A 21,221-nucleotide genomic window follows, 5' to 3' on the forward strand; every position below is an offset into this window, starting at 1 on the left:
CGTCAGCGATACCGACCCCTCCACTTCCTTGGCGTCTCCTGCCTCGGGCCAACCATTGCCACACCTCCTCCATGGACAAATCGGACCACGGGAACGATCAGAAGAACGTCGACTTCAAGGAGCAGCGCTGGCACAAGCACTACGACAAGGGAGTTCCGGCCGCCATCGACTTCGAGGAAGTGCCGCTCCACGGCTTCATGCCGCGGGCCGTCGATCTCTTCGGTGATCGTCCGGCGCTCGTGTTCCTGAACGCGACCTTTACCTATGCGGAGCTCTTCGACAAGGTCAAGCGCTGCGCCAACGCGCTTCGGTCGCTCGGGGTGAAGGAGGGCTCTCGCGTCGCGATCCAGCTACCGAACATTCCGCAGACCGTCATCGCGTTCCACGGCGCCGCCATGGCGGGGGCCGAGGTCGTGATGACGAATCCGCTCTACACGCTGCGGGAGATCGAGCACCAGTGGTCGGACGCCGAGTGCGACTTCGCCTTCGTCGCCGACTTCATCTGGGAGGAGACGATCGAGCCGAACCGCTCGAAGCTGCGTCCGAAGACCTATATCGTCGCACACATCCCTGACTACCTGCGCTTCCCGCTCAATCTGCTCGCGCCCTTCAAGCTCGCGCGTCAGTCGCCAAAGCGCTACGCCAAGGTGAAGACCGGCGACGGCGTTCACGAGTTCAAGCCCCTCGTCGAGGGAGCATCGAACGCGCCGATCTCGATGGACCGAGGCATGGATGAGATCGCGGTGCTGCAGTACACGGGAGGGACGACCGGGCTCTCGAAGGGAGCCGTGCTCTCCCATCGCAATCTCTCCTGCAATGCGCAGCAAATCCATGCGTGGTTCCCGGACGTCGATCCGGGGCACGAGGTCAACCTGATCTGTCTACCGCTCTTCCACGTCTTCGGCCTGAGCGTCGGCATGAACTGGTCGATCTGGGCGGGATCCAAGATGGTCCTCGTGCCCAACCCGCGGGATATTCCCGCGCTCGTCAAGGCCATCACCAAGCACAAGGTGACGCTCTTCCCCGGCGTGCCTGCGCTCTTCAACGCGATCAATCACTTCCCTGGCGTCGAGTCCCTCGACATGACCAGCGTCAAGTCCTGCTTCTCCGGCAGCGCGCCGATTCCACGGGACGTCCAGGAGAAATTCGAGAAGCTCACGAAGTCCACGATCATCGAGGGCTTCGGCATGAGTGAAACCTCGCCGGTGACCCACGTGAACCCGCTCAAGGGGCTTCGCAAGATCGGAATGGTCGGTGTCCCGATGTCCAACACCCTTGCGAAGATCGTGGACGCCGAGGACGACACCAAAGAACTCGGGGTCGGAGAAGAGGGCGAACTCCTCGTTCAGGGGCCACAGGTCATGCGCGGCTACTGGAAGTGCGATGACATCAATGCCGAGGTGCTCAAGGGCGGCTGGATGCACACCGGGGACCTCGCGTCCATGGATGAGGACGGCTTCTTCAAGATCGTCGGGCGCAAGAAGGACATGATCAACTGCTCCGGCCTCAAGGTGTTCCCGGACGAGGTGGACGATGTGCTCATGGCGCATCCAGCGATCCTGGAGGCGGCGACGATCGGCGTGCCGGACGAGAGCCGCGGCGAGACCGTGAAGTCTTTCATCGTTCTGAAGGAAGGGCAGACTCTGACCCCCGAGGAGATCGAGAAGTATGCGCGAGAGAACCTCGCGGCGTACAAGATCCCGCGGCAGATCGAGTTCCTCGAAGAGCTTCCCAAGAGCTCGGTGATGAAGATCCTTCGCCGGGAGCTGCGCGATCGTGAGATCGCCAAGAACGCCGGGGGCGCTACGTAGAGCCCGGCCCGTATCGGGATCGGGTCTGCGAATCCTGCCCATTGCACTTTCGTAGGCCCCGTCCATCCGCCGATCACCTCCCCAGGAGAGCGGTGCCGGTGCGGCGCCACCTTAGGGGTTATGAGCGACAACGAACTTCCCGCGCTGCCCAGCGCGACGGCGACCGACGGACTCGAGGGAATGGAGGGTCTGGAGCGCGTGGATTGGTCCAGGGCCCAGGATGTGTCCGGGGACGATGGAGCCGCGGAGGTGCCCGGCGCGCTGGGGCTGGCGGCGTGGCAGGAAAGCGTGGCGGCCCACCTGGATGAGGAGACTCCCTCGGGCACCGTCTGCACGATCGAGCTGCGCGTCATCTCGGATTCTCGTCGACTGGACGATGTCGCCAGTCATGCCATCGCCCGCGCCATCCAGGAAGTTCATTCGCCGCTCGGCGGGATCGCGCTGGAGGAGGGGCAGTTCACGCTCCTCCTGCCTGACGGCGTGTCCTGGGCTGCCGTGGCGACCACCATCGAGCGCGCGGTCGCCAGCGTGGGGGTCTCATCCACGAGCGTTCACGTCGGCTTCGGGCTCGCGGATATCGGCACCCAGGGCCAGACCGCGGAGGACGCCGTCCGTCTCTCCCGGATCGCAGCGATTCGCGCCTATGAGAGCCACCTCGGTGCCAGGGTGATGACCCTGAGTGATGAGGCAGGCCTGGGTCGAGAGGAGGTCGTCGCGCGTCGACTCGCGGAGGCGCTCGACGCCGAGCGCGGGCTACGACTCGTGTTCCAGCCGAAGATCGACACCGGGACCCAGGGTTTCGTGGGAGCAGAGGCTCTCATGCGCTTCAAGTGCGCAGACCTCGGGGAGGTCGGCCCCGCAGAGTTCTTCCCCATCGCCACACGCACCGGCCTCCTGGCGCGACTGGAGCATTGGGTGATCGAGAACGCGATCCCTGCGATCGCGACCATGGCTCATCAGCACGGCCTGACCGTGCCGATCTCCATCAACGTACGAGGTGCCGATCTGCTCGCCGACGGATTCGTGGAGACCATCGGGCGGCTCCTCGCGACGCACGATCTCGATCCGGGCCTGCTTCGCGTCGAGGTCACGGAGGCGGACGTGCTCTCGAATCTGGACGCCGCCGAGGAGCGCCTCGGCGCACTCCGCGAGATCGGAGTCAGCGTCGCGCTGGACGACTTCGGCAAGGAGGGGACAACTCTCGCGGACCTGCGACGACTCCCGGTCGACGTGGTCAAGGTCCATCGGGCCTTCACCCGGGACATGGAGTCGGATGAAACCGCATCGGCGCTCATCCAAGGCGTCATGAGCCTCGCCCGATCCGTGGGCATCGAGACCGTCGCGGTAGGCGTCGAGTCGTGGCCGCAGTTCGAAAGGTTGCGCTCCTTCGGCTGCGGCGCCGTTCAGGGGTTCCTCTTCAGCCCGGCGCTGGAGGCGAGCGACTTCATCGCCCGCCTCCCGAAGTAGGTCGGAATCAGAAGATCCAGGAGAAGCCGGCGGTCAGGTAGAGGCCGGACTCCAGCAGCTCCCCCTTGTAGGTGGACGGCTGGTCGAGCGGCGGAACGTCGTAGGGATCGAGCACGAGCGTGTCCGAGGTCGGGCTGAGCGCGTACTCGTAGAACGCGCCCACGTCGAAGGTCATGTTCTCGCGGACGAGATAGGACGCGCCCGCGATGAAGCCGAGCGTGAAGAACCCGTCGCCTTCGAGGTTGATCTTCTCCGACGTCGCAGGGAGCCCGAGGGCACTCACCGGCGCGTAGCTCACCTTGCCGTCGGCGCTGATGCCGGGGACGTAGCCCAGCTGGAGGCCGACGAAGGGGCGCAGGCGCTTCGCGCGGTCGACCGGGTCGAACTGATACCGACCATCGATGATGAAGTGGTTGGTGCCGAAGCTGTCGATGTCGACGTCGGCGCTGAGCGGACGCGTGGACTGGGGGTCGAAGATCCGGTGCTCGTAGATGGCGCCAAGGACCCAGTTGTTCGTGATGTAGTGGAAGTACTTGATGCCGATGCCGAAGACCGGGTCGAGCGTGGTCGTCGAGCTACCTACGTCCGTGCCGCCGAGGATCGGGTTGGCCAGGGGGCCCGTTCCGTCGCTCAGGTCCACGTCCGCCTCGACGAAGGCCCACCCGGTCGAGACTCCGAGGGTGTTCTTGCCCGTGAAGTCCTCTTCGAACTGGATGTCCTTCTGGATCATCGCGCAGGAGGTGAAGGCGAAGAGAACGGCCACCGGTAGAGAGCGGGCGACGAACGAGCCAGGCGATACGACATTCATGGGTTTCAGCTCAGGCGCAGGGACGCCTTTCATGGGGGCTGTGGATCGTGCAGGGGGGACCTGGCTCCGGCGGACCAAGCGGCGGGCCTCCTTTATTCTGTCACGTCGAGGCTCTCACCGCGAGGGCCGGTTCCAGCACAGCGCGTCCGAAATCCTTCCAAACCATTCATTCGGGTGGGCTCGATAGCCTGTCCAGTGCGGCTGCGCTCGCTTCGACGGGGTCGGATGCGGCGATCTGGCCAGCCATCCAAACGACTCTTCCCCGGAATTCGGGCTCCCCGTGCAGTCGGAGCAGATCGTGGGCCATCTGTGCAGGTTCTCCGTTCGTCCGTAGACCGAAACCGTGGTGGACGATCTGTGCCGCGTGGTCGAATTGGTCGTAGTCGTGCGGCCAGACGAGCGCCGGGACGCCCGAGGCCAGCGCCGCGTAGCTGATCCCGCTCCCTCCGTGATGAACGATGGCGGCGTACCGGGCCAGCGCCGCGTCGTAGGGAACGTAGGGGATCTCGAAGCACCTCGGTCCCGTCTGGCGGACCCCGGCGGACTGCGCTCCGGGCCGCGCGTCGCCACGGGAGAAGTGGACGACCCAGCCGGGCAGTCGGCGACTCAGCTCCAGCGCGGCGGAGGCCGCCCGCTCCTTGGCCCAGAGCAGGTGGGTGCCGATCGTCACGAGGACGTGGGGCGTTCCCGGGTCCACGGGCGGGACGTCCCCTGGCGCTCGTCCTCGATCGATCGGGCTTCCGAGGGCGGGGCCCACGAACTCCAGCGCGGGCGGCCAGTCGCGGCGCTCGAACTCGAACTCCGGCAGCCCGAACGCGAGGATCTTTTCCTCCGAGTAGAACGCCTCCGTGCCGTCGGACCGATAGATCCGTTCCAGCCCGATCGCACGGAGTTCGCGTCGGGCGAGCCATGCGGCCGAGCGCTTGAACGTGCGCGTCGCGGCCCGCCCTGCGCCGTTGCGGATGCGCCGCCAGGGGCCCGAACCCTGATCGAGGCCGCCGAGGTAGGCGGGAACGCCCGTGCGCGTCTCGGTGGGGCACACGGAGGTCATCGACGTCCACCAGGCAGCCCCCGCAGCGCGCGCTGCGAAACCCGCCGTCGGCAGCACCCGATCGGCGATCACCACGCGAGGCGGATCCGACGACCATTCGCGTTCGAGCTCTTCGCCGAGCACGCCGAGGACGCCCAGCGTGTCCTTGAACTGCCTCAGCAGTCGCCGCGGGCTCGCGCCGACTCGTGTCTCGGTGTTGGCGATCCCGAGGATGTGCGACTCCTTCCCTGCGAGCAGGGGCACGAACGGAAGCCCGCACTCCGCGGCCGCGCTGCACGCCGACGGGGTGCTGAGAATGCGCTGCCCGTGGAACCCGCGTTGCCAAAGACCCTGGGCCACCGTGAGTATCGGGAAGAGATGACCGGCGAACGGTGGGCTCACCCAGTCGATGCGCAGTGAACTGCGGTCGGCGCTCATGGGACGGGGACCTCGGCTCTTTCGAGCGTGCTACGGACCCACTGAATGGCGAGCGCCCGGACCTCCGTCGACCGTGCATAGTCCATGTGACCCACCCCGTCGACGATCACGTCCGAGCTCGATCTCCTCGGTGTTCGGATACGATCCAGCGATCCTCGCACACGAACCTGATCGAGGCGGGCGCAGCCCCAATCGACCGGTCCGAGCGAGAAGAGGTGTAGCGGCGCACTGGAGGGGTCGCGCCCTTCCAGAGAGGCGACGATCTGCGACCCGCAGCTGTTCGTCACCAGCAGGAGCCTCTCGCACGAAGCGCGCAGCGCCCGCCATGCCGCCCGCGTCGATCGCCTGGGGAGCGGCTGGGACGCGGCCGCGAATCGGCCGAGATTCACCGCGCTCGCGAGTAGCAGCGGCGTCCTGCGGAACTCGGGCTTCGTGGAGGGGTGCAAGCCGTAGGGGAAGTTCGTGCGTAGCTTCCAGTCTGCGGCGCCCGGCAGCGATTGGACGAGCGCGAGCTGGTCCGCCGAGAGCACGTTCGTCCTGGGTCGACTCACGCCCGAGAGCCAGCCGATCTTGACGGGGGTCCAGGCGAGCGCCCACTCCCGGCTCGCCCGGTCATTCGACCTGCTCATCGTGGGAGGCTCTCGAAGCCGCCGTCCTTTTGAACGCGCATACGATGGGAACGCCAGCGGATCCTCGGGACGATGAGCGCGTGCACGAAGTGAAGTGGCTGGAGAAGCTCCGACACGATCGAGGAGATGGGGAAGATCTCGGCTCCGTCCGTGCAGCGAGCGGCTTCCGTGCCGTGCGCCTCTCGAGTCGCCTCGAGGAGGGCCGCGAGCGTCCAAAGCCTGGCCACGAGCAGCGCGGCGAAAGGGATCGTCAGACGTCGGTCGATGAACACGCCAGCCAGTGACCACCAGAGCAGGATCGGCGGCGCACCGAGCGTCCAGGCGAGCCGGAGCCTCTGGGGCGGCTCCAGCCCACGCATCAGGACGAGCGCGAAGACGAACCATCGATGCATGCGCTGGAAGTAGGCGCCGAGACCGAAGGGCCCGGTCAGGAGCAGCTGGGCCATCCCACCCTGGTGAATCGGCCTGCCGGCGCTTCGATAGAGGCGCGCCAGGGCGAGGTCGTCGCAGAGCTGATCCGCGATCGTGGCGAAGCCTCCGACCTCGCGCAGGTCCGCTGCGCGGGTCACGTAGAACATGCCGTTGAGGGTGACCGGCGGGCCTGCGTGGGCCGGTGGCAGGTACGTCAGCGCGCTGCTCGAGTTCACGAAGGCCACCATCAGATTGGCCGCGGAATTGCCGGGAACGGCGCGGTACGTCGGCAGACCCGTGTAGAGGCCGCCGGCGCCCTGATGCGAACCGAGTATCTGGAGAGCGCGATCGAGATGCCGCCTTCCCACGGTCGTGTCGTCGTCGAGGACGGCGATGAACTCGGTGGTCACGCCCTCGAGCGCCCGCGAGAGCTTGTCCACCTTCGGATTCACGCCGGGCGGGGCAGCGGGCACCTCTTGAATCGTGATGCCGGGTCGGTCGAGATCGTCCGCGATCCTCCGGGCTTCGCTGTCGCCCTGATCCAGGAGCCACACGAACTGCGTTCCGGGCTGCGCGAGCTCGGCGCTCGCGCGCAGGCAGGTCTCTAGCGTCGGATCGCCCGAGACGATCGGCTGAAGTACGGTCAGTTCGTCCCTGGATTTCTCACCGCCGAGCCCCTCACGCTCCTCTCGCAAGTAGGCGAAGGCTGCGCGCGCCTTCCACGACAGAAGCCCCAGGTAGGCGGCCATGGCGCCCGCGCTGGTCCATTCGATAGGAGTGAAAGTGGGCCAGTTCATCATCCGGAGGCGAAGGTCTCGAGTGCGCGGTCCAGGCCTTCCCGAAGAGTTCGCGAGGGAGGGCCAAGGTAGCGGAGCGTCCGCGTACGGTCCAGCGTGCGAGTGCGGGTGAGCACCTCGACGCCGAACGCCGTGAGCGGAGGCGCGATCGCCGGTGCGAGCCAGCGCATGGGCGTCTCCACGGCGAGCGCGAGCGCTCGGGCGGATCGGCTCGAGACTCGCTTCTCGGCGACGCGGATCGACAGCGCTTCGAAGACCTGTCGAAAGAGCGTCTCGATCGGTACGACCTCACCGTCGCTCAGGTGAAACACTCCCGTCGCTTCCGGGAGTCCGGCGGCGCGCACGGAGTACTCGACGAGGTTCCCGACGGAGAGCAGGTCGGTGGAGGCCGCATCGCGACGACCGATCCAGCGCCAGCGCCCGCTGCGCGCCGCGGCGAGAACGGGCGGCAGCAAGGTTCGATCACCCGGCCCGATCACGGCCTGCGGTCGGAGGATGGCCCATGAGCCGGGGTACTCGGCGACCAGGCCTTCGCAGCGCTTCTTGGACTCCGCGTAGCCGTTCATGCAGCGCGCGGGCAGGGCCGCGTCCTCGCGCAGTCCCGGTTGATCGAAGGGCTCGAAGAGAACGCACGCGCTGGAGAGGAAGACGACGCGCGGCGCACCAGCGCGAGCCGCCGCCCCGAGGACGCTCCGCGTCGATGCCACATTGTCGGCGATCACCGGCGCCGCGCGCCCGAAGAGCTGGACGCGAGCCGCGGCGTGAACCACGGCTTCGGCTCCTCCCATGGCGCGGACGAGGCGATCCTCGGCGTCTGGCGCGAGGAGGTTGAGTTCGATCCGCTCGTCGACCTCTGCCAGCGGCGTCGCGGCACGGCTGACGCCGATCGTGGTCCAGCCCTGCGCGCGGGCCTCTCGCGCGACGTGCTGGCCAATGAAGCCGTCGCAGCCGGTGATGAGGAGGCGCCTGCCGTTCATGGCGTTTCCGTTGCCAGCACGAGCCGTCCGTGGGCCTCGCTGCAGTGGGACGGGATGATCTCGACCTCGGGGTGCAGCTTGTGGAACGCGCCGATCAGCCCGAGCGAGTAGCGGTACGCGTCCATGTCATCGAAGAGCAGCCGCGTGATCCGGCTCGGCATGATGTGCTCCTCGAAGCTGCGCGTCGTCCAGCAGGCGTCGGCCACGAGAAACGCGTCGGGCAGTTCGCGCCGCCGGACGAAGAGCCCGAGCTGGCCCGCCGCGTGACCGGGGAGCGCGACCGCGATGAGCGAACCATCGCCGAGCAGGTCGACGCCGCGCTGGAAGGGCCCGAGGTCCGATCCGAGCGGCGCCCACTCGGTGCCCTCGATGGCGCGGGCGCGCGCCTCGAAGTCCGTTGGAATCAGCGAGGGGAGGAAACCCTTGAGGAGCGCGCGCGCTCCGCGCAGTCGCGCAACGCTCTCCCACGCGGACTTGAGGAAGAGGATCTCGGCCTTCGGGAAATCGACGAGGCCCGCGACGTGGTCGGCGTGGAAGTGGCTGGCGATGACGAGCGAAACGTCGTTCGGATCGATGCCGAGGGCGCGGCAGCGCGCGGCGGCGAACTGGTCGCTGGAGGTCGTGACCGGAGTGACGCGGTCGTAGATCCGGCCCGTCCAGGTCGAGCGCACGGCGTCGAGGTAGGGCTGCGCGTAGCCGGTGTCGAAAAGAATGGGCCCGCGTTCGGGGTGCTCGATCACCGCGAACATCGCGGGGAAGCGCATGGGGCGGAGGACGCGGTTGCGCAGCACCACGTGCTCGGGGTGCACGCAGTAGCCGGTGTCCAGCATCGTGAGCTTGCACTGGTTCATGGGCTGGCTCACGGGGCAGCTGGCTGGCGTTCGAGGCTGGCGAGGAAGCGCGCGACGCCTTCCTCGACCGAGACGCGGGGCTCGTACCCGAGGTCCCGCCGCGCGGCGGAGATGTCGAGCGTCGCGTCGAGGCTGAGGGAATCGACCGAATGGCGCGTCAGGCGCGGCTCCCCGGGCCGCCGCAACAGACGATGGGAGGACTCCAGAACGGCGGCCGCCACGTGGGCCGTTCGCCGGGAGATTCTGCGAGTGGGCCGCTCGAGCCCGAGGCGGTCGGCCAGCGTTCCGATGAGGTCCCAGAGGCGCACCGCCTCGCCGCTCGTGATGTTGTAGGCCTGACCGAGGCAGCGCTCGTCCGCGCGGAGAGCGAGCCGCACGCTCGCGACAGCGTCGTCGACGTACGTCAGATCGATCCTGTTCGCGCCGTCGCCGATGATCGGAAGCTTGCCGTCCTTCAGCGCCATCAGCAGCCTCGGGAAGAGCGCGTTGTCGCCGGGTCCGTAGATCGCGCGCGGCCGAAGAATCACGCATGAAACCCCCGCGCGATGGGCTTCCAGGACGAGCTGCTCCGCCGCGCGCTTCGTCTCCGCGTAGGCGTTGATCGCGCGCTTCGGAAGCGGCGTGTCCTCGCTCACCTCTTGGAGCGGTCGGCCGGCGCAGTAGATGCTCGGGCTGGAGACATGGACGAATCGCACCACGCCCGACGCGCGGCTCGCCCCGAGGAGGTGTCGCGTCCCATCGACGTTCGCGCGCACGAAGTCGACGGCGCGGCCGAAGGGCGCCGATTTGGCCGCGCAATGAACGACGTGGTCGGGTCGAAACGCGTCGAAGCACGCAAACACGGCGGCTCGGTCCTCGAGCGCCATCCGCTGCATCGTGAGGCCGGCCTCTTCCATGGCAGCCGTAGCTTCCGGGTTCCGACCCTGGCCGAGGACCGCGGCGCCCTGCGCCCGGAGGCTCCGCGCGACCGCTCCGCCCAGGAAGCCCGTGGCGCCGGTGACGAGGATGCGGGTGCCGTGGAGTCCTGATGACATGTCAGTAGGTCAGGAGAGCGCCGGCCATCGAAAGGCCGGCGCCCGTCCCGAAGAGGAGCGCTCGCTGGCCGCGCTGTAGACGACCGGTCTGGATCGCCTCATAGAGCGTGCAGGGGATCGACGCGGCGACGCAGTTGCCGAGTCGATCCAGGGTGACCACCGTCCGTTCGCGTAGGACGCCGAAGCGCTCCATGCCTTCGAGTCCGGCCTTGCTGGGCTGATGGGTGATCGCGACGTCGATTCGCTCGGACGGGCCGCTGCCGTCCATGCCTCCGGTCCGAAGAGAGGGGTGCAGCTCGGCGAAGAAGCGGCCTGCCCGGCGCAGGCACATCTGGAGGACGGCGGGGCCGTTCATCTGGAAGTGCAGGTCCTCGGGAACCGCGCCGGGGCGCGATGGATGGAGTTTGGTGCCCCCGCCGCGTATGGACGTGAGGTCGGCGCCCTCGCTCCACGTGCGGAAGAGAACGCGCTCCAGAGCACTTCCCTGCTCGGGGTTGGTGCGCTCCAGCACGACGGCCGCCGCAGCGTCGCCCCAAAGCGATTCGGACTTCGGATCGACGCCGCTGACGCCCGTCGACCCGATCTCCGTGCTGACGATCGCGATCCGCCGGTGCGTGCCGACGGTCAGCATCGAGGCCGCGACGTCGAGGGCCGCGAGGAAGCTCAGGCAGGTCGCGTGAACCGTGAAGCAGGGGATGCCCGAACGATGGAGGCCGAGGGCGCGCTGGATCAGGGGGCCGCCGTCGGGGATGGCCTGTTCGGGTGTGCCCGAAGCGTTGAGGATGAGGTCCAGCTCCAGGGGGCCGTCGCCGAGCGCCTCGGCGAGGGCGGCGGCACCCATGATGCTGGCCGTCTCGCCCCCCGCCACGTCGGCGCGCCGTCGCTCGATGACGCCCGTTTTCTCCTCGATCCACCCGGTCGGCACGCCGAAGCGCTCCTCCAGTTCACCGTTCGTGACGACGGTCTCCGGGAGGTACCGGCCGATGCCAGCGATCCGCACCGGGCGGATGGGGGAGTTCACGATGCGTTCTTCCATGGGTGCGTCGGGGGAATCGCCCCGTGGAAGAGAGTAATCTGGCCCGGGGCCCGATGCCCCTGCGTTCCGGCTGATCGAATCGATCAGACGAGCTTGTCGATCACGGCTCCCGCGAACGTGAGCACGAGGAAGAAACCGCACATGTCCGTGACGGTCGTCAGCAGCGGCCCGGACGCCAGCGCGGGGTCCACGCCGAAGCGCTTGAGACCCAGCGGCACGCAGCCGCCGATGATGACAGCGAGCATCGTGTTCAGCATGAGCGCAACGCCGATCACCACGCCGAGCCAGGGGGTCCCGGAGTAGGCCCAAGCCGCGCAGCCCACGAGGATGCCGAGGCAGAGCCCGTTGATGGCGCCGACAGAGATCTCCTTGAGCGCAGTACGCAGGATCTCGTTGGGCCTGACGACGCCGAGGGAAAGCTCGCGCATCGTGACCGCGACGGCCTGGTTGCCGGAGCAGCCGCTCATGTCCGAGAGAATCGGGAGGAAGACGGCGAGCGCGATGACCTGGCTCAGGGTCTCCTCGTTGGCCGCGATGACGCTGGCCGCGATCACGTTGAGCACGACGTTGACGCTCAGCCAGGAGAGGCGGCGGCGCGCACGCAGCATGAGGGGCATCGTCCGGAGTTCCTCGCCGCCGACGATACCCTGGGTCAGGCGGTAGTCGCGGTCGCTGCGCTCGGCCATGCGCTCCTCGACGGCGCTGCGCCGGAGCACGCCGAGCAGATGACGATGCTCGTCCACCACGGGAACGGCGTTGAAGGAGATCGTGTCGAAGAGCGCGTGGAGCTCCTCGACGGTCGACTTGTCGGTGGCGTAGCGCGGCTCGGGGAGCATGATCTCCGAGATCGGCTTCCATGGCGGGGTCAAGAGCAGCGAGCGAAGGTAGAGCACGCCCTCGAGTCGCCCGGCGCTGTCGGTCACGTAGACGTACTGGACGTCGAAGTCCTCGTAACGATCGGCGTTGCCCTGGAGGTCGGCCACCACGTCGCCGACCGCGGTGGTGCTGTCGTACGACAGCTTCTCGGAGACCATGAGGCCGCCGCCCTCGTCGTCCTCGTAGCGACTCAGCGCGCGGATGTCGATGGCGTCCGCCGGCGACATCTCGCTGAAGATGGCCTCGGCCGCCTCGTCGGACAGCTCGCCCACGACGTCCGCCGCGTGGTGGCTCGGCATCTCCTCGACGATCCGCGCGGCCAGCTCGGCCGACATGTTCTCGAAGGCGTCCGTGACCTGGGACTCGGGGAGTCCCTCCAGGATCTCGGCGGCATCTTCGGGATCGACCGTCTCCAGGAGCCGCTCGCGAGTGGCGTCCGAAAGTCGACTGACGGCGAGGGTACGAGCGTCCGGCGTGAGGTCGTCCAGGAATTGCTCCAGGACGTCTCGCTCCGCCGACTCGATCACGTCGGACAGTTCGCGCCAGGTTTCCTCGGCCATAGGCGCAGCACTCTAGCGGAGTCGCTGGGGGTCACTCTGGATAATCGTCCGAACCCGTCCGGTCGGGATCAGCCGCGCGGCGAGATCTCGCAGCCAGCGGCTTTTGCGGAGGCCTTGTCGTCAAGGCAGGCAGGGGCCGGGGGATTTTTTGGGGGGCAGTGTGCCGGGTGGCTGGGGTGCCGTGGTGCCGTGGTGCCGGGGTGCTGGGGTGCTGGGGTGCCGGGGTGCTGGGCTGAGACCAATACAACCAAGGAAGCGGGAGAAGCGGGAGCTTGGGAGGCGCGGCGGCCTTGGGAGGGATGGGGAGTTGTCAGGGTGCGGGCTCGGCCCTGGCCCACGCCTTGTGACGGGGAGGCGAGAGAGGAAGGTTCGGGGGCGCGGAGTGCGAGTCGGCCGGTGGGAAAGGTCTGCCGAGCATACTGTTTTGGGGCGGATGGCAGATTTGGCTAAAGTGCAGCATGTTGGCTTTAAAGTGTAGTTTGGAGGCCATTCAGGGTTGATGGATTGGCTCGTTTGGGCTATGGGTTTGCATGGCGGAATCGCGCATGGCGGGGCGGTTGTTTTGCAGGCCGTGTTTGGTTTTGCGGTGCCGAAGAAGCGGCGTGGGCCGAAGAGGAGGAAGGATTCGCGGGTGGCCCATGTCACCATCAAGCTGAAGATGTGGTTTCGGTCTCTTCGGAAGAAAGAAGAGATGGCGGTGGTGAGGGCGGCGATTGCGCGCGTGAATCAGGGCAAGCTGATTCGGATCGTGGAGTTTTCGGTGATGAGCAACCACGTGCACCTGATCGCGGAGGCGGAGAACTCCGGTGACCTTTCGAAGGGGATGGCGAGTTTGAATACCGGGTTGGGGTTTCTGGATCCTTGTTCGAGCGCGATGTCCTTTGGCGGTTTTGCGGAACGGCTTCGTGACTCCCACTCTTCGCCTCCGCGACTCGACTTCTTGCCGACGTCTTCCAAGGCGGAGGCCAGGCCCAAGCTCGCGTACTTCCAACCCTCCATCCCTCGCAGGGGCGCCGCGCCCCCTCGACCCTCCCGCCTCCTCCGCTTCCTTGGTCGCATTGGCAGGAGTTCCGGAGTCCAGCGGTTTCAAGCCAATGCCCAGTGCTCCGCGTCCTCCCTCTCCGTTTCGGCCAACGACACGGTGCTCATGGCAACGAACATGCCTGCGATGTCGATTACCTTCTTCCTTTCACGAGCTGACGCGTTCCCGCTCCTCTCATGCGAGGGCAGCCTCAGGACGGTCGCTCTACCACGCATTCGATGCGCCTGACCGCCTCCCGCAGTCCTTCGGGATCCACGGTCAGCGCCGCGCGGAGTGTGGTGGGCGCGCCGAAGGCGGAGCCCGCGATGACCGCTACCTGCTGCTCCTCGGCCAGACGCCGCACGAAGTCGCGGTCGTCCGTTCCGGCAGGCAGCTCGATCAGGCCGAACAGCCCGCCTTCGGGAAGTCGCATGGTGAGCGACTTCGAGGCCTGTACGGCCTTCCAGAGCGCCTCGGCTCGCTGCTGGAGGCGAGCGCGCACGCCGCTCGACCAGTCCGGGTCGATGTCCAGAGCCGCCCTCAGCGCCGCCTGACCCGCGAGGGAGGGGTGAGTGGACGACGCGTCCTGGAGTGATCGCATCGCCTGGATCCAGCGCGCGGGGCCGGTGGCCCAGCCGATCCGCAGGCCGGGAAGCGAGTAGCTCTTCGAACCGCTGTCGACGACGAGGGTCCGGGCGAGCAGCGCGGTGGGAAGCCCATTCTGTACGCAGGATCGTTCGGAGTACGCCAGGCCGCCGTAGACGGCATCGAGGACGACCCAGAGGTCCTCTCGGTGAGCGAGCTTCGAGAGTTCTTGCCACCGCGCCGTCGGCCAGATCCTGCCCGAGGGATTCGACGGCGTGTTCACGATGATTGCCTTCGCCCGCGGCGCAGCGCTCGCGAGGGCATGGAGCTGAGGCAGGCCATCACGACCTTCTGGGATCACGTGCGGTACGCCGCCCCAGGCGCGGATCTGCTCGAGGAACGACGGCCAGTAGGGCGCGCACACGAGGACCACGTCGCCCGGTACGAGGATCGCGCCCAGGCCGAGGAAGAGAGCTTCCTTGCCGCCCGTCGTCAGCACGCAGTCGATGTCGCCACCGCCGGCGTTCCACGCGGACTCTTCGACGAGTCGCTGGCGCAGGTCCGGATCGCCTCCGGGCGTTCGATAAGGGACGCGGGGACCGCAGGCGGCCGCTGCGGATTCGATGCACGCCCGCGGTGGCTCCCAGTCCGGACAGCCGACGGCGAGATCGATCCAGGGCTGCGCGCCCTCCTGGCGCGGAGCGCTCGCCGCGCGACTGGTGGCGGAGCCCGCCATGTCGCGCAGTCGGGGAGAGAGTTCAGGGCTCATGCCAGCGTCCTCCCCTGGCCCGCCAGGATCGGGCCGAGGCCATCGACGAGGCGTAGCATGTCGTCGCGCGTGAGGGCTTGCTCCCTGTCGCAAAGCGCGTTCTCGGGGTCGGGGTGGCACTCCACGATCAGGCCATCGGCGCCCGCTGCGGCAGCGGCGAGCGCGAGCGGGACGACGAGTTCGCGGCGGCCGGCGGCGTGGGATGGATCGACGATCACGGGGAGATTCGTCCGTTCCTTCACGATCGCGATCGCGGCGAGGTCGAGCGTGGCGCGCGTGCTCGTCTCGAAGGTCCGGATGCCGTGCTCGCAGAGGACCACCTGATGGTTCCCGGCGGCGAGGATGGTCTCGGCTGCATGTAGCCACTCGTCGATCGTCGCGCTCATTCCGCGCTTCAGGAGCACCGGGCGATCGATCCGCCCGAGGGCGCGCAGGAGCTCGAAGTTCTGCATGTTGTGCGCGCCGATCTGAAGGACGTCCGCGCGCGCCGCGATGGCGTCGAGGACGTTTGCGTGCAGCACTTCCGTGACGACGGGAAGTCCGTGTCGTCGGCCCGCGCTGGCGAGCAGATTCACGCCTTCCATCCCAAGACCCTGGAACGAGTCGGTCGAGGTTCGAGGCTGGAAAGCTCCGCCGCGCAGGAGCGATCCGCCGACTTCGCGCACCATCGTGGCGGCCGCTTCGACCTGGGCGGCGCTCTCCACGGCGGAGGGGCCGGCGATCAAAACGAAGCGGGTGGCGTCCAGGTGAACTCCGGCAAGCTGCCGGCGTCCGCTGAAGATCGCGGTGGGAAGGGCGTGGGCGTGCCTCACGGGGGGCTCGGCGTTCTTCTGCCGCACCTTCATGATCGGCATCTCCCGGCCGCGCGATCGATCCGGATAGCTGCCCAGGATGGTCAGCTGGCGGGACGCCGCTCGCATGGCCACGAGCGCGCGGCCCACGGGCTCGTCCTCCACGTGACCTTCGAGATCGACGAGGAACCCGTATTGGCCAGGGCGGCCAGCCAGCACGTGGCTCGAGAGACGCGTCAGGTTGATGCCCTCGCTCTCGAACGCCGCGAGGCAGCGAGCGAGGGAGCCGACGCCGTGATCCGCGACGAAGCTCAGGGTCGTCCGCGAGGGCACGCCCGCGGCGTTCTTCTCGGGGCGGGTGCCGAGGAGCAGGAAGCGCGTCCAGTTGCCAGGGTGATCCGAAACGTCGTCGCGGAGGACGACGAGACCGTTCGCCTCGGCGGCGCCACGCGGGCAGACGGCGGCCTGGGTCAGGTCGTCGGAAGCCGCGACGATCTCCGCGGCGCCCGCGGTGTCCCAGACCTCCACGGACTCGAGCGCGAGTGAGTCGACCAGCGTGCCGCGGCACTGGCGAAGCGCGACCGGATGCGAGAGCGCTCGGCGGAGGCCGGCGAGGGTCGCGCCCTCCCGGGCCGCCAGCACGTGCTCCACGTCCCACTTCTCCTCGTCGACGACGTGCAGCTGGGACTGGAGCAGGAGCGAGTTCACGGCCTCGATGCTGCCCACGATGGAGTTCTCGACCGGGACGAAGGCGTAGTCGACGTCGCCTGCCTGGAGCGCGGCGATCACCGCGTCGAACGTGCTGAGTCCGACCGTGTCGACGGGCGTTCGTCGCAGCCCCATGAGCTGTCGGGCCGCGAGGTCGCCGTTCGCGGCGCGGGCTCCCTGGTAGGCGACGCGAACGCGCGTGGGGGCGTTCACCTGCCATTCGAGTTCTTGCTCTCGCTTGGACCAGTGCAGGACCTCGCGCAGAACGCGGCCCGCGGCGTGGGGATTCAGTCCGGCCTCTTCCGCGAGTGCGGTCCAGCGGCCCGCCACCTCGGCCTCGCGGGACCGATCGACGAGCGCGGTGCCGGACGCTTCTTTCGCCGCGCCGATCCTTCGCACGGCGTCGAGGCGGGCTCGAAGGGCCGCGACCAGTGCTCGATCCGCCTCGTCGATCTGTCGCCGGGTTTCGGACAGGCTGGGTGGGGTCGAATCGGTGACGGCGGCGCCGTCGAGCGGCGAATCAGTGGCGTCCATGGGAACTTCCGGGGGCATGGTGGTCGAAATTTTGGTTTCGAGCCCGCGCGCAGAAGATCCGACGTCCGGCCCTTCGCTTGCGCGTGGGCCGAATCGGGAACGGTGATGATCAGGGGCGAGTGTTCGCCCGGGAGTCTTCGACTCCACCTTCCCGACTGACCCCCTCGGTAAAACCGAAGGGGCTCGTAAACACGGCCGAGGAGGCCGAGTGGTCGGGGAGGTTCAACGCCATCTCGCCCGACGGTAGTCGCGCGTGGGCGAACTCGCCATCCCTGAAACGTGGGTTTCCTGGTCCAGAGAGATGACCATGGGCGAGTTCACTATGGCTGAAGCCTGGCGGGGCCGCGGAGCTGCTTCAGCGCGTACTCCCGTACCTGCGCCTCACCGCGAGACGGATAGGGCCCTTCGGTCCGCGCGAGCTTCCAGGGGCGCGCGGCGCGGGTGGACTTGGCCCCGCCGCGCACCTCCCCGTTGTGCTGGGCCAGTCGGGCGTCCACGTCCCGCGCGATCCCGACGTAGGTCACGGACCTCGCCTCGGACTGCAGGACGTAGACGAACCAGTCGCTGGCCAGCTCTTCGGTCATCAGGCCGCGTCGCCGTCCGACTTGGAGTCGGACGTCTCTTCCGTGGACGCCTTCGCTTCCGAATCGCCTTCCGACTCGCCCGCCGACTCGACCTTCGACTCCGCTTCCGGCTTCGCGCCAGCCTTCTTCGGCGCGTCCTCCAGGCGTCGCAGCCCCATCGGGACCGTCGGCTCCAGGCCTCGCTCCGCGTACTCCTCGAGCGTGAAGGAGTCGACCGCGACCACGGCGTGGCGCGCTTCCTCGGCGCGGGCCATCAGGTCCGCGTCCGCCGATGTGATGATGCCCAGGCGAAGCGCATCGGCCTGCATGAGCGCCGGAGCCTTCTTCTGGAGCTGCTTCTTCTTGACCGCTTCCCGGATCCGCTTCTGGATCGTATCCGCGTCCGTGCAGAGCTTCAGCGCGTGCTCCATCTGGCCCACCGTCTCGTCGAGGGCCGTCGGGATGTACATCCCCGTCGTCATGCGATCGCGCTGTTCGCCGGGCACCTGCATGGCCTGGGCGACCTGCTGCATCGTCTTGTCCCCGGGGCCGGTGCCCATGGAGTTCATGCGCGACCAGAACCCGATCGGGTAACGGAAGAACCAACCGACGACCGGCACGCTGAAGTTGCGGAAGATGCCGTCGAAGCCCTTCTGGATCTCGGCGAGGCAGTGCTGCATCGCGTAGTGCAGGTAGGGGAGGTCCTCCTTCTTGCGACCCTCGGCCTCGAAGCGGCGGAGCACCGCGTTGCCGAGGTAGAGGTTCGAGAAGACGTCCGCGAAGCGGCCAGTGAGCGCCTCGCGGCGCTTGAGGTCGCCGCCGAGCATCGCCATCGCCATGTCGGCCATCGTCGCGAAGGACGCGGACGCCCACGAGAGCTTGCGGTAGTACTGTGCGGCGGGGCCGGTGACCGGCGCCGATGCGAACATACCGCGCGTACAGGAGAGGACGACGGAGCGTGACAGGTTGCGGACGACGTGTCCCACGTGCCCGAAGAATGCCTTGTCGAAGGCGGCGCTGTCGTTCTTCTCGACGGCGACGACCTCGTCCCAGGCGTACGGGTGGCAGCGGATCGCGCCCTGACCGAAGATGATCAGCGTACGCGTCAGGATGTTGGCACCCTCGACCGTGATGCTGATCGGCGTGGCCATGTAGGCGTGGGCGATCGGGTTGCGCGGTCCCATCGAGATCGCCTTGCCGCCGAGGATGTCCATCGTGTCGTTGACGCACTCACGGGCCAGCTCGGTGAAGTTGTACTTCGCGATCGCTGTAACGACCGCCGGCTTGGCGCCGCCGTCGAGGCCGCCGCAGGTCGTGCGACGCGCGGCTTCCAGGATGTAGGCCTTGCCGCCGACGCGGGCGAGGGCCTCCTCGATGCCTTCGAACTTGCCGATCGGCAGGCCGAACTGCTTGCGAACCGCCGTGTAGGCGCCGCCGATGCGGGCCATCATCTTCGCGCTCGCGGCGCCCGAAGCGGGCAGCGAGATGCCGCGGCCAGCCGCGAGGCACTCCATCAGCATGCGCCAGCCCTGGCCGATGCCAGCGCGGCCGCCGATGACGACATCATCGAGCTTGACCTCGACGTTGTGGCCTTCGGTGGGACAGTTGTAGAACGGAACGCCGAGCGGGTCGTGGCGCTTGCCGAGCACGATGCCTTCCGTGTCGGAGGGAATGAGCGCGCAGGTGATGCCGCAGTTCTCGCCCTTGCCGAGGTGGTTCTGGGGATCGCGGAGGCGGAAAGCGAGGCCGAGGACCGTCGAGATGGCCGCCAGCGTGATGTAGCGCTTGTCCCAGTTCAGCCTGACCCAGAACTCGCCGTCACGCTCGAAGATCTCTCCGTTCGCGCTCATGCCACCGGCATCGGAGCCGGCGTCCGGCTCGGTCAGCGCGAAGCACGGGATGTCCGTGCCGTTGGCGAGGCGCGGGAGGTAGTGATCCTTCTGCGCAGGCGTGCCGTAGTGCGTGAGAAGCTCGGCCGGGCCGAGCGAGTTCGGCACCATGACCGTGATGCCGAGGACGCCCGAACGGGAGCTGAGCTTCTGGACGACCGCGCTGTTCATCGAGGCCGAGAAGCCCTTGCCGCCGTACTCCTTCGGGATGATGAGGCCGAAGAATCCGTGGTCCTTGAGGTACTGCCAGACGTTCTCGGGCAGGTCGCGCTCCTGGAAGACCTTCCAGTCGTCCGTCATGCGGCAGACTTCTTCACAGGGCCCGTCGATGAAGGCGCGCTCCTCGTCCGTGAGGTCGGGGTAGGGCTCGTTGAGCGTGCGGTTCCAGTCGGGCTTGCCGCTGAACAGCTCGCCGTCGATCCAGACCGTGCCCGCGGTCAGCGCCGTGCGCTCCGTCTCCGAGATGACCGGAAGGAACTTCAGCGCCTTCATCGTCTTCATCACCGGGGCGGAGACGAGCGCGCGGCGGAGCTTCGGCAGGTTGAACACCGTCATCACGGCGGCGTAGGCCAGGACCCAGGGCCAGGAGAAGAGGCCCAGCGCAAGGATGCCGCCGAAGACGGTCCAGGCGAGGATGGGGGCCGAGACGTAGCCGAGCGTCAGCGCGGTGACGAGCGTTGCGAGGATGAGCCACGGCCAGGAGACGGCGTGGAGGAATCCGAGTAGCGCAATCGGAAGTGTCATGGCGAGAAGGGTCATGGGATTAGCCCGCCAGGGGCGGGCTGGACGTGGCGTTAGGGGTCCCTGCGTCGGGACTGGAAGGAAGGGCAGAAGCGTTCTTCTGCGCGAGCGCTGCGGTGCAGGTCGCGTGGATGGTGTGCTGGATCAGCGCCTCTCGATCGATGCGGATATCGATCCGTCTGGCGATCAGGAGCGAGACCAGGCCGTGGAGACCGGACCAGATGGTCGTGCCGGCCAGGAGTCCGAGTTCAGGCTCCATCTCGGCGACCTGGGCAAAGGCGTCGAGCGTCGCGCGAGCGCGGCGGTAGGAGGCGGCCGGATAGCGCTCCATCTGCTCGGCGCGGAGCGTGAACATGATCTCGTAGTAGGGCGTTTGGTCGAGGCCGAAGCGGATGTAGGCGTCGGCTGCGCGCTCCAGGCGTTCCTGGATGGTGCCCTCGCCCTTGACGGCCCGCATCATCCGGGCGTTGAGTTCCTCGAACCCCTCTTCGATCAGCGCGTAGATGAGCGCGTCCTTGCTCTTGAAGTAGAGGTAGATGCTCGTCGCCGTGCACCCGACTGCGCTGGCGATCCGTCGCGTGGAAATCGCGGTATAGCCGCTCTCCTCCAGGACGCGTCGCGCTTCGTCCAGGATGGCTTGCTTCAGGTCGGTGCCTGTGGCTCGCTGCGGGTCGGGCATAGGAAATTGCGATTGTTAGCTCAAGGGAGGCGACTGAGTCGAACTCAGCGGGAGAGCTTGTAGGACATCGGCCATTCCCAGTTGACGCTGTAAACTCTAAGAGCGGATCTGACCGAGATTTGTTCTATGTATTCAACCCGCTGATGGGGACCCTGACCATCCAGGGGCCTTTCCGCGACAGAATGCGACTTCCTGTCAGTCGTCGCCGCACTTCCA

The 21,221-nt window shown here is 67.6% G+C and carries 17 protein-coding genes; 3 read left to right on the forward strand and 14 right to left on the reverse strand.

Features of this window, described 5'->3' with window-relative positions:
* Positions 1 to 71: 71 nt before the first annotated feature.
* Positions 72 to 1,811, forward strand: coding sequence for a long-chain-fatty-acid--CoA ligase (locus Poly30_RS07065; protein ID WP_145195688.1), 1,740 nt, complete (start codon positions 72 to 74; stop codon positions 1,809 to 1,811).
* 120 nt (positions 1,812 to 1,931) lie between these two features.
* Positions 1,932 to 3,278 (forward strand): EAL domain-containing protein, encoded by a 1,347-nt coding sequence (locus tag Poly30_RS07070; RefSeq protein ID WP_145195690.1) that lies wholly within the window; start codon positions 1,932 to 1,934, stop codon positions 3,276 to 3,278.
* A 7-nt stretch (positions 3,279 to 3,285) separates the two neighbouring features.
* Here Poly30_RS07070 and Poly30_RS07075 read toward each other — a convergent pair whose 3' ends face one another.
* From Poly30_RS07075 to mgtE, 9 genes are all read right to left on the reverse strand, one after another.
* Positions 3,286 to 4,086 (reverse strand): hypothetical protein, encoded by an 801-nt coding sequence (locus Poly30_RS07075; protein ID WP_419191070.1) that lies wholly within the window; start codon positions 4,084 to 4,086, stop codon positions 3,286 to 3,288.
* A gap of 166 nt (positions 4,087 to 4,252) precedes the next feature.
* Positions 4,253 to 5,554 carry a glycosyltransferase gene (locus tag Poly30_RS07080; protein ID WP_145195694.1) on the reverse strand — a complete coding sequence of 434 codons (1,302 nt, stop codon included), beginning with the start codon at positions 5,552 to 5,554 and terminating at the stop codon, positions 4,253 to 4,255.
* Complete coding sequence (locus Poly30_RS07085) at positions 5,551 to 6,183, reverse strand: hypothetical protein (protein ID WP_145195696.1); 633 nt, start codon at positions 6,181 to 6,183, stop codon at positions 5,551 to 5,553. The genes Poly30_RS07080 and Poly30_RS07085 overlap by 4 nt, the downstream gene beginning before the upstream one ends.
* Positions 6,180 to 7,394 carry a glycosyltransferase gene (locus Poly30_RS07090; RefSeq protein ID WP_145195698.1) on the reverse strand — a complete coding sequence of 405 codons (1,215 nt, stop codon included), beginning with the start codon at positions 7,392 to 7,394 and terminating at the stop codon, positions 6,180 to 6,182. Before Poly30_RS07090 ends, Poly30_RS07085 begins: the two co-directional genes overlap by 4 nt.
* Positions 7,391 to 8,368, reverse strand: coding sequence for an NAD-dependent epimerase/dehydratase family protein (locus Poly30_RS07095; protein ID WP_145195701.1), 978 nt, complete (start codon positions 8,366 to 8,368; stop codon positions 7,391 to 7,393). The genes Poly30_RS07090 and Poly30_RS07095 overlap by 4 nt, the downstream gene beginning before the upstream one ends.
* On the reverse strand, positions 8,365 to 9,219 hold the full coding sequence (locus tag Poly30_RS07100; protein ID WP_145195703.1) for an MBL fold metallo-hydrolase: 855 nt from the start codon (positions 9,217 to 9,219) through the stop codon (positions 8,365 to 8,367). Before Poly30_RS07100 ends, Poly30_RS07095 begins: the two co-directional genes overlap by 4 nt.
* 8 nt (positions 9,220 to 9,227) lie before the next feature.
* The gene (locus Poly30_RS07105) at positions 9,228 to 10,253 is read right to left on the reverse strand and encodes an NAD-dependent epimerase/dehydratase family protein (RefSeq protein ID WP_145195705.1); all 1,026 of its coding nucleotides are present in this window, start codon (positions 10,251 to 10,253) and stop codon (positions 9,228 to 9,230) included.
* A 1-nt stretch (position 10,254) separates the two neighbouring features.
* Complete coding sequence (locus Poly30_RS07110) at positions 10,255 to 11,289, reverse strand: 3-oxoacyl-[acyl-carrier-protein] synthase III C-terminal domain-containing protein (RefSeq protein ID WP_145195707.1); 1,035 nt, start codon at positions 11,287 to 11,289, stop codon at positions 10,255 to 10,257.
* Positions 11,290 to 11,372: 83 nt separating this feature from the next.
* Entirely contained in the window at positions 11,373 to 12,725 is a 1,353-nt protein-coding gene (gene mgtE, locus Poly30_RS07115; protein ID WP_145195709.1) for a magnesium transporter, read from the reverse strand.
* A gap of 691 nt (positions 12,726 to 13,416) precedes the next feature.
* Between mgtE and Poly30_RS07120 the strand changes: the two genes are divergently transcribed.
* A complete protein-coding gene (locus Poly30_RS07120; protein ID WP_419191405.1) occupies positions 13,417 to 13,995 on the forward strand; it encodes a hypothetical protein in 579 nt (192 codons plus the stop codon).
* On the opposite strand, the gene Poly30_RS07125 is transcribed toward Poly30_RS07120, so the two are convergent.
* From Poly30_RS07125 to Poly30_RS07145, 5 genes are all read right to left on the reverse strand, one after another.
* Positions 13,958 to 15,100: a pyridoxal phosphate-dependent aminotransferase gene (locus Poly30_RS07125; RefSeq protein ID WP_145195714.1), complete on the reverse strand. Its 1,143-nt coding sequence runs from the start codon at positions 15,098 to 15,100 to the stop codon at positions 13,958 to 13,960. The two genes, Poly30_RS07120 and Poly30_RS07125, sit on opposite strands and share 38 nt — an antisense overlap.
* Complete coding sequence (aroF, locus tag Poly30_RS07130) at positions 15,097 to 17,133, reverse strand: 3-deoxy-7-phosphoheptulonate synthase (RefSeq protein ID WP_419191071.1); 2,037 nt, start codon at positions 17,131 to 17,133, stop codon at positions 15,097 to 15,099. The genes Poly30_RS07125 and aroF overlap by 4 nt, the downstream gene beginning before the upstream one ends.
* Positions 17,134 to 17,453: 320 nt before the next feature.
* On the reverse strand, positions 17,454 to 17,717 hold the full coding sequence (locus Poly30_RS07135; protein WP_145195718.1) for a GIY-YIG nuclease family protein: 264 nt from the start codon (positions 17,715 to 17,717) through the stop codon (positions 17,454 to 17,456).
* The gene (locus tag Poly30_RS07140) at positions 17,717 to 20,329 is read right to left on the reverse strand and encodes an acyl-CoA dehydrogenase (protein WP_419191072.1); all 2,613 of its coding nucleotides are present in this window, start codon (positions 20,327 to 20,329) and stop codon (positions 17,717 to 17,719) included. Before Poly30_RS07140 ends, Poly30_RS07135 begins: the two co-directional genes overlap by 1 nt.
* 19 nt (positions 20,330 to 20,348) lie before the next feature.
* Positions 20,349 to 21,005, reverse strand: a complete 657-nt coding sequence (locus Poly30_RS07145; protein WP_145195722.1) for a TetR/AcrR family transcriptional regulator — start codon at positions 21,003 to 21,005, stop codon at positions 20,349 to 20,351.
* Positions 21,006 to 21,221 lie beyond the last annotated feature (216 nt).

It is taken from the genome of Saltatorellus ferox (assembly GCA_007751475.1).
Classification (GTDB): domain Bacteria; phylum Planctomycetota; class UBA1135; order UBA1135.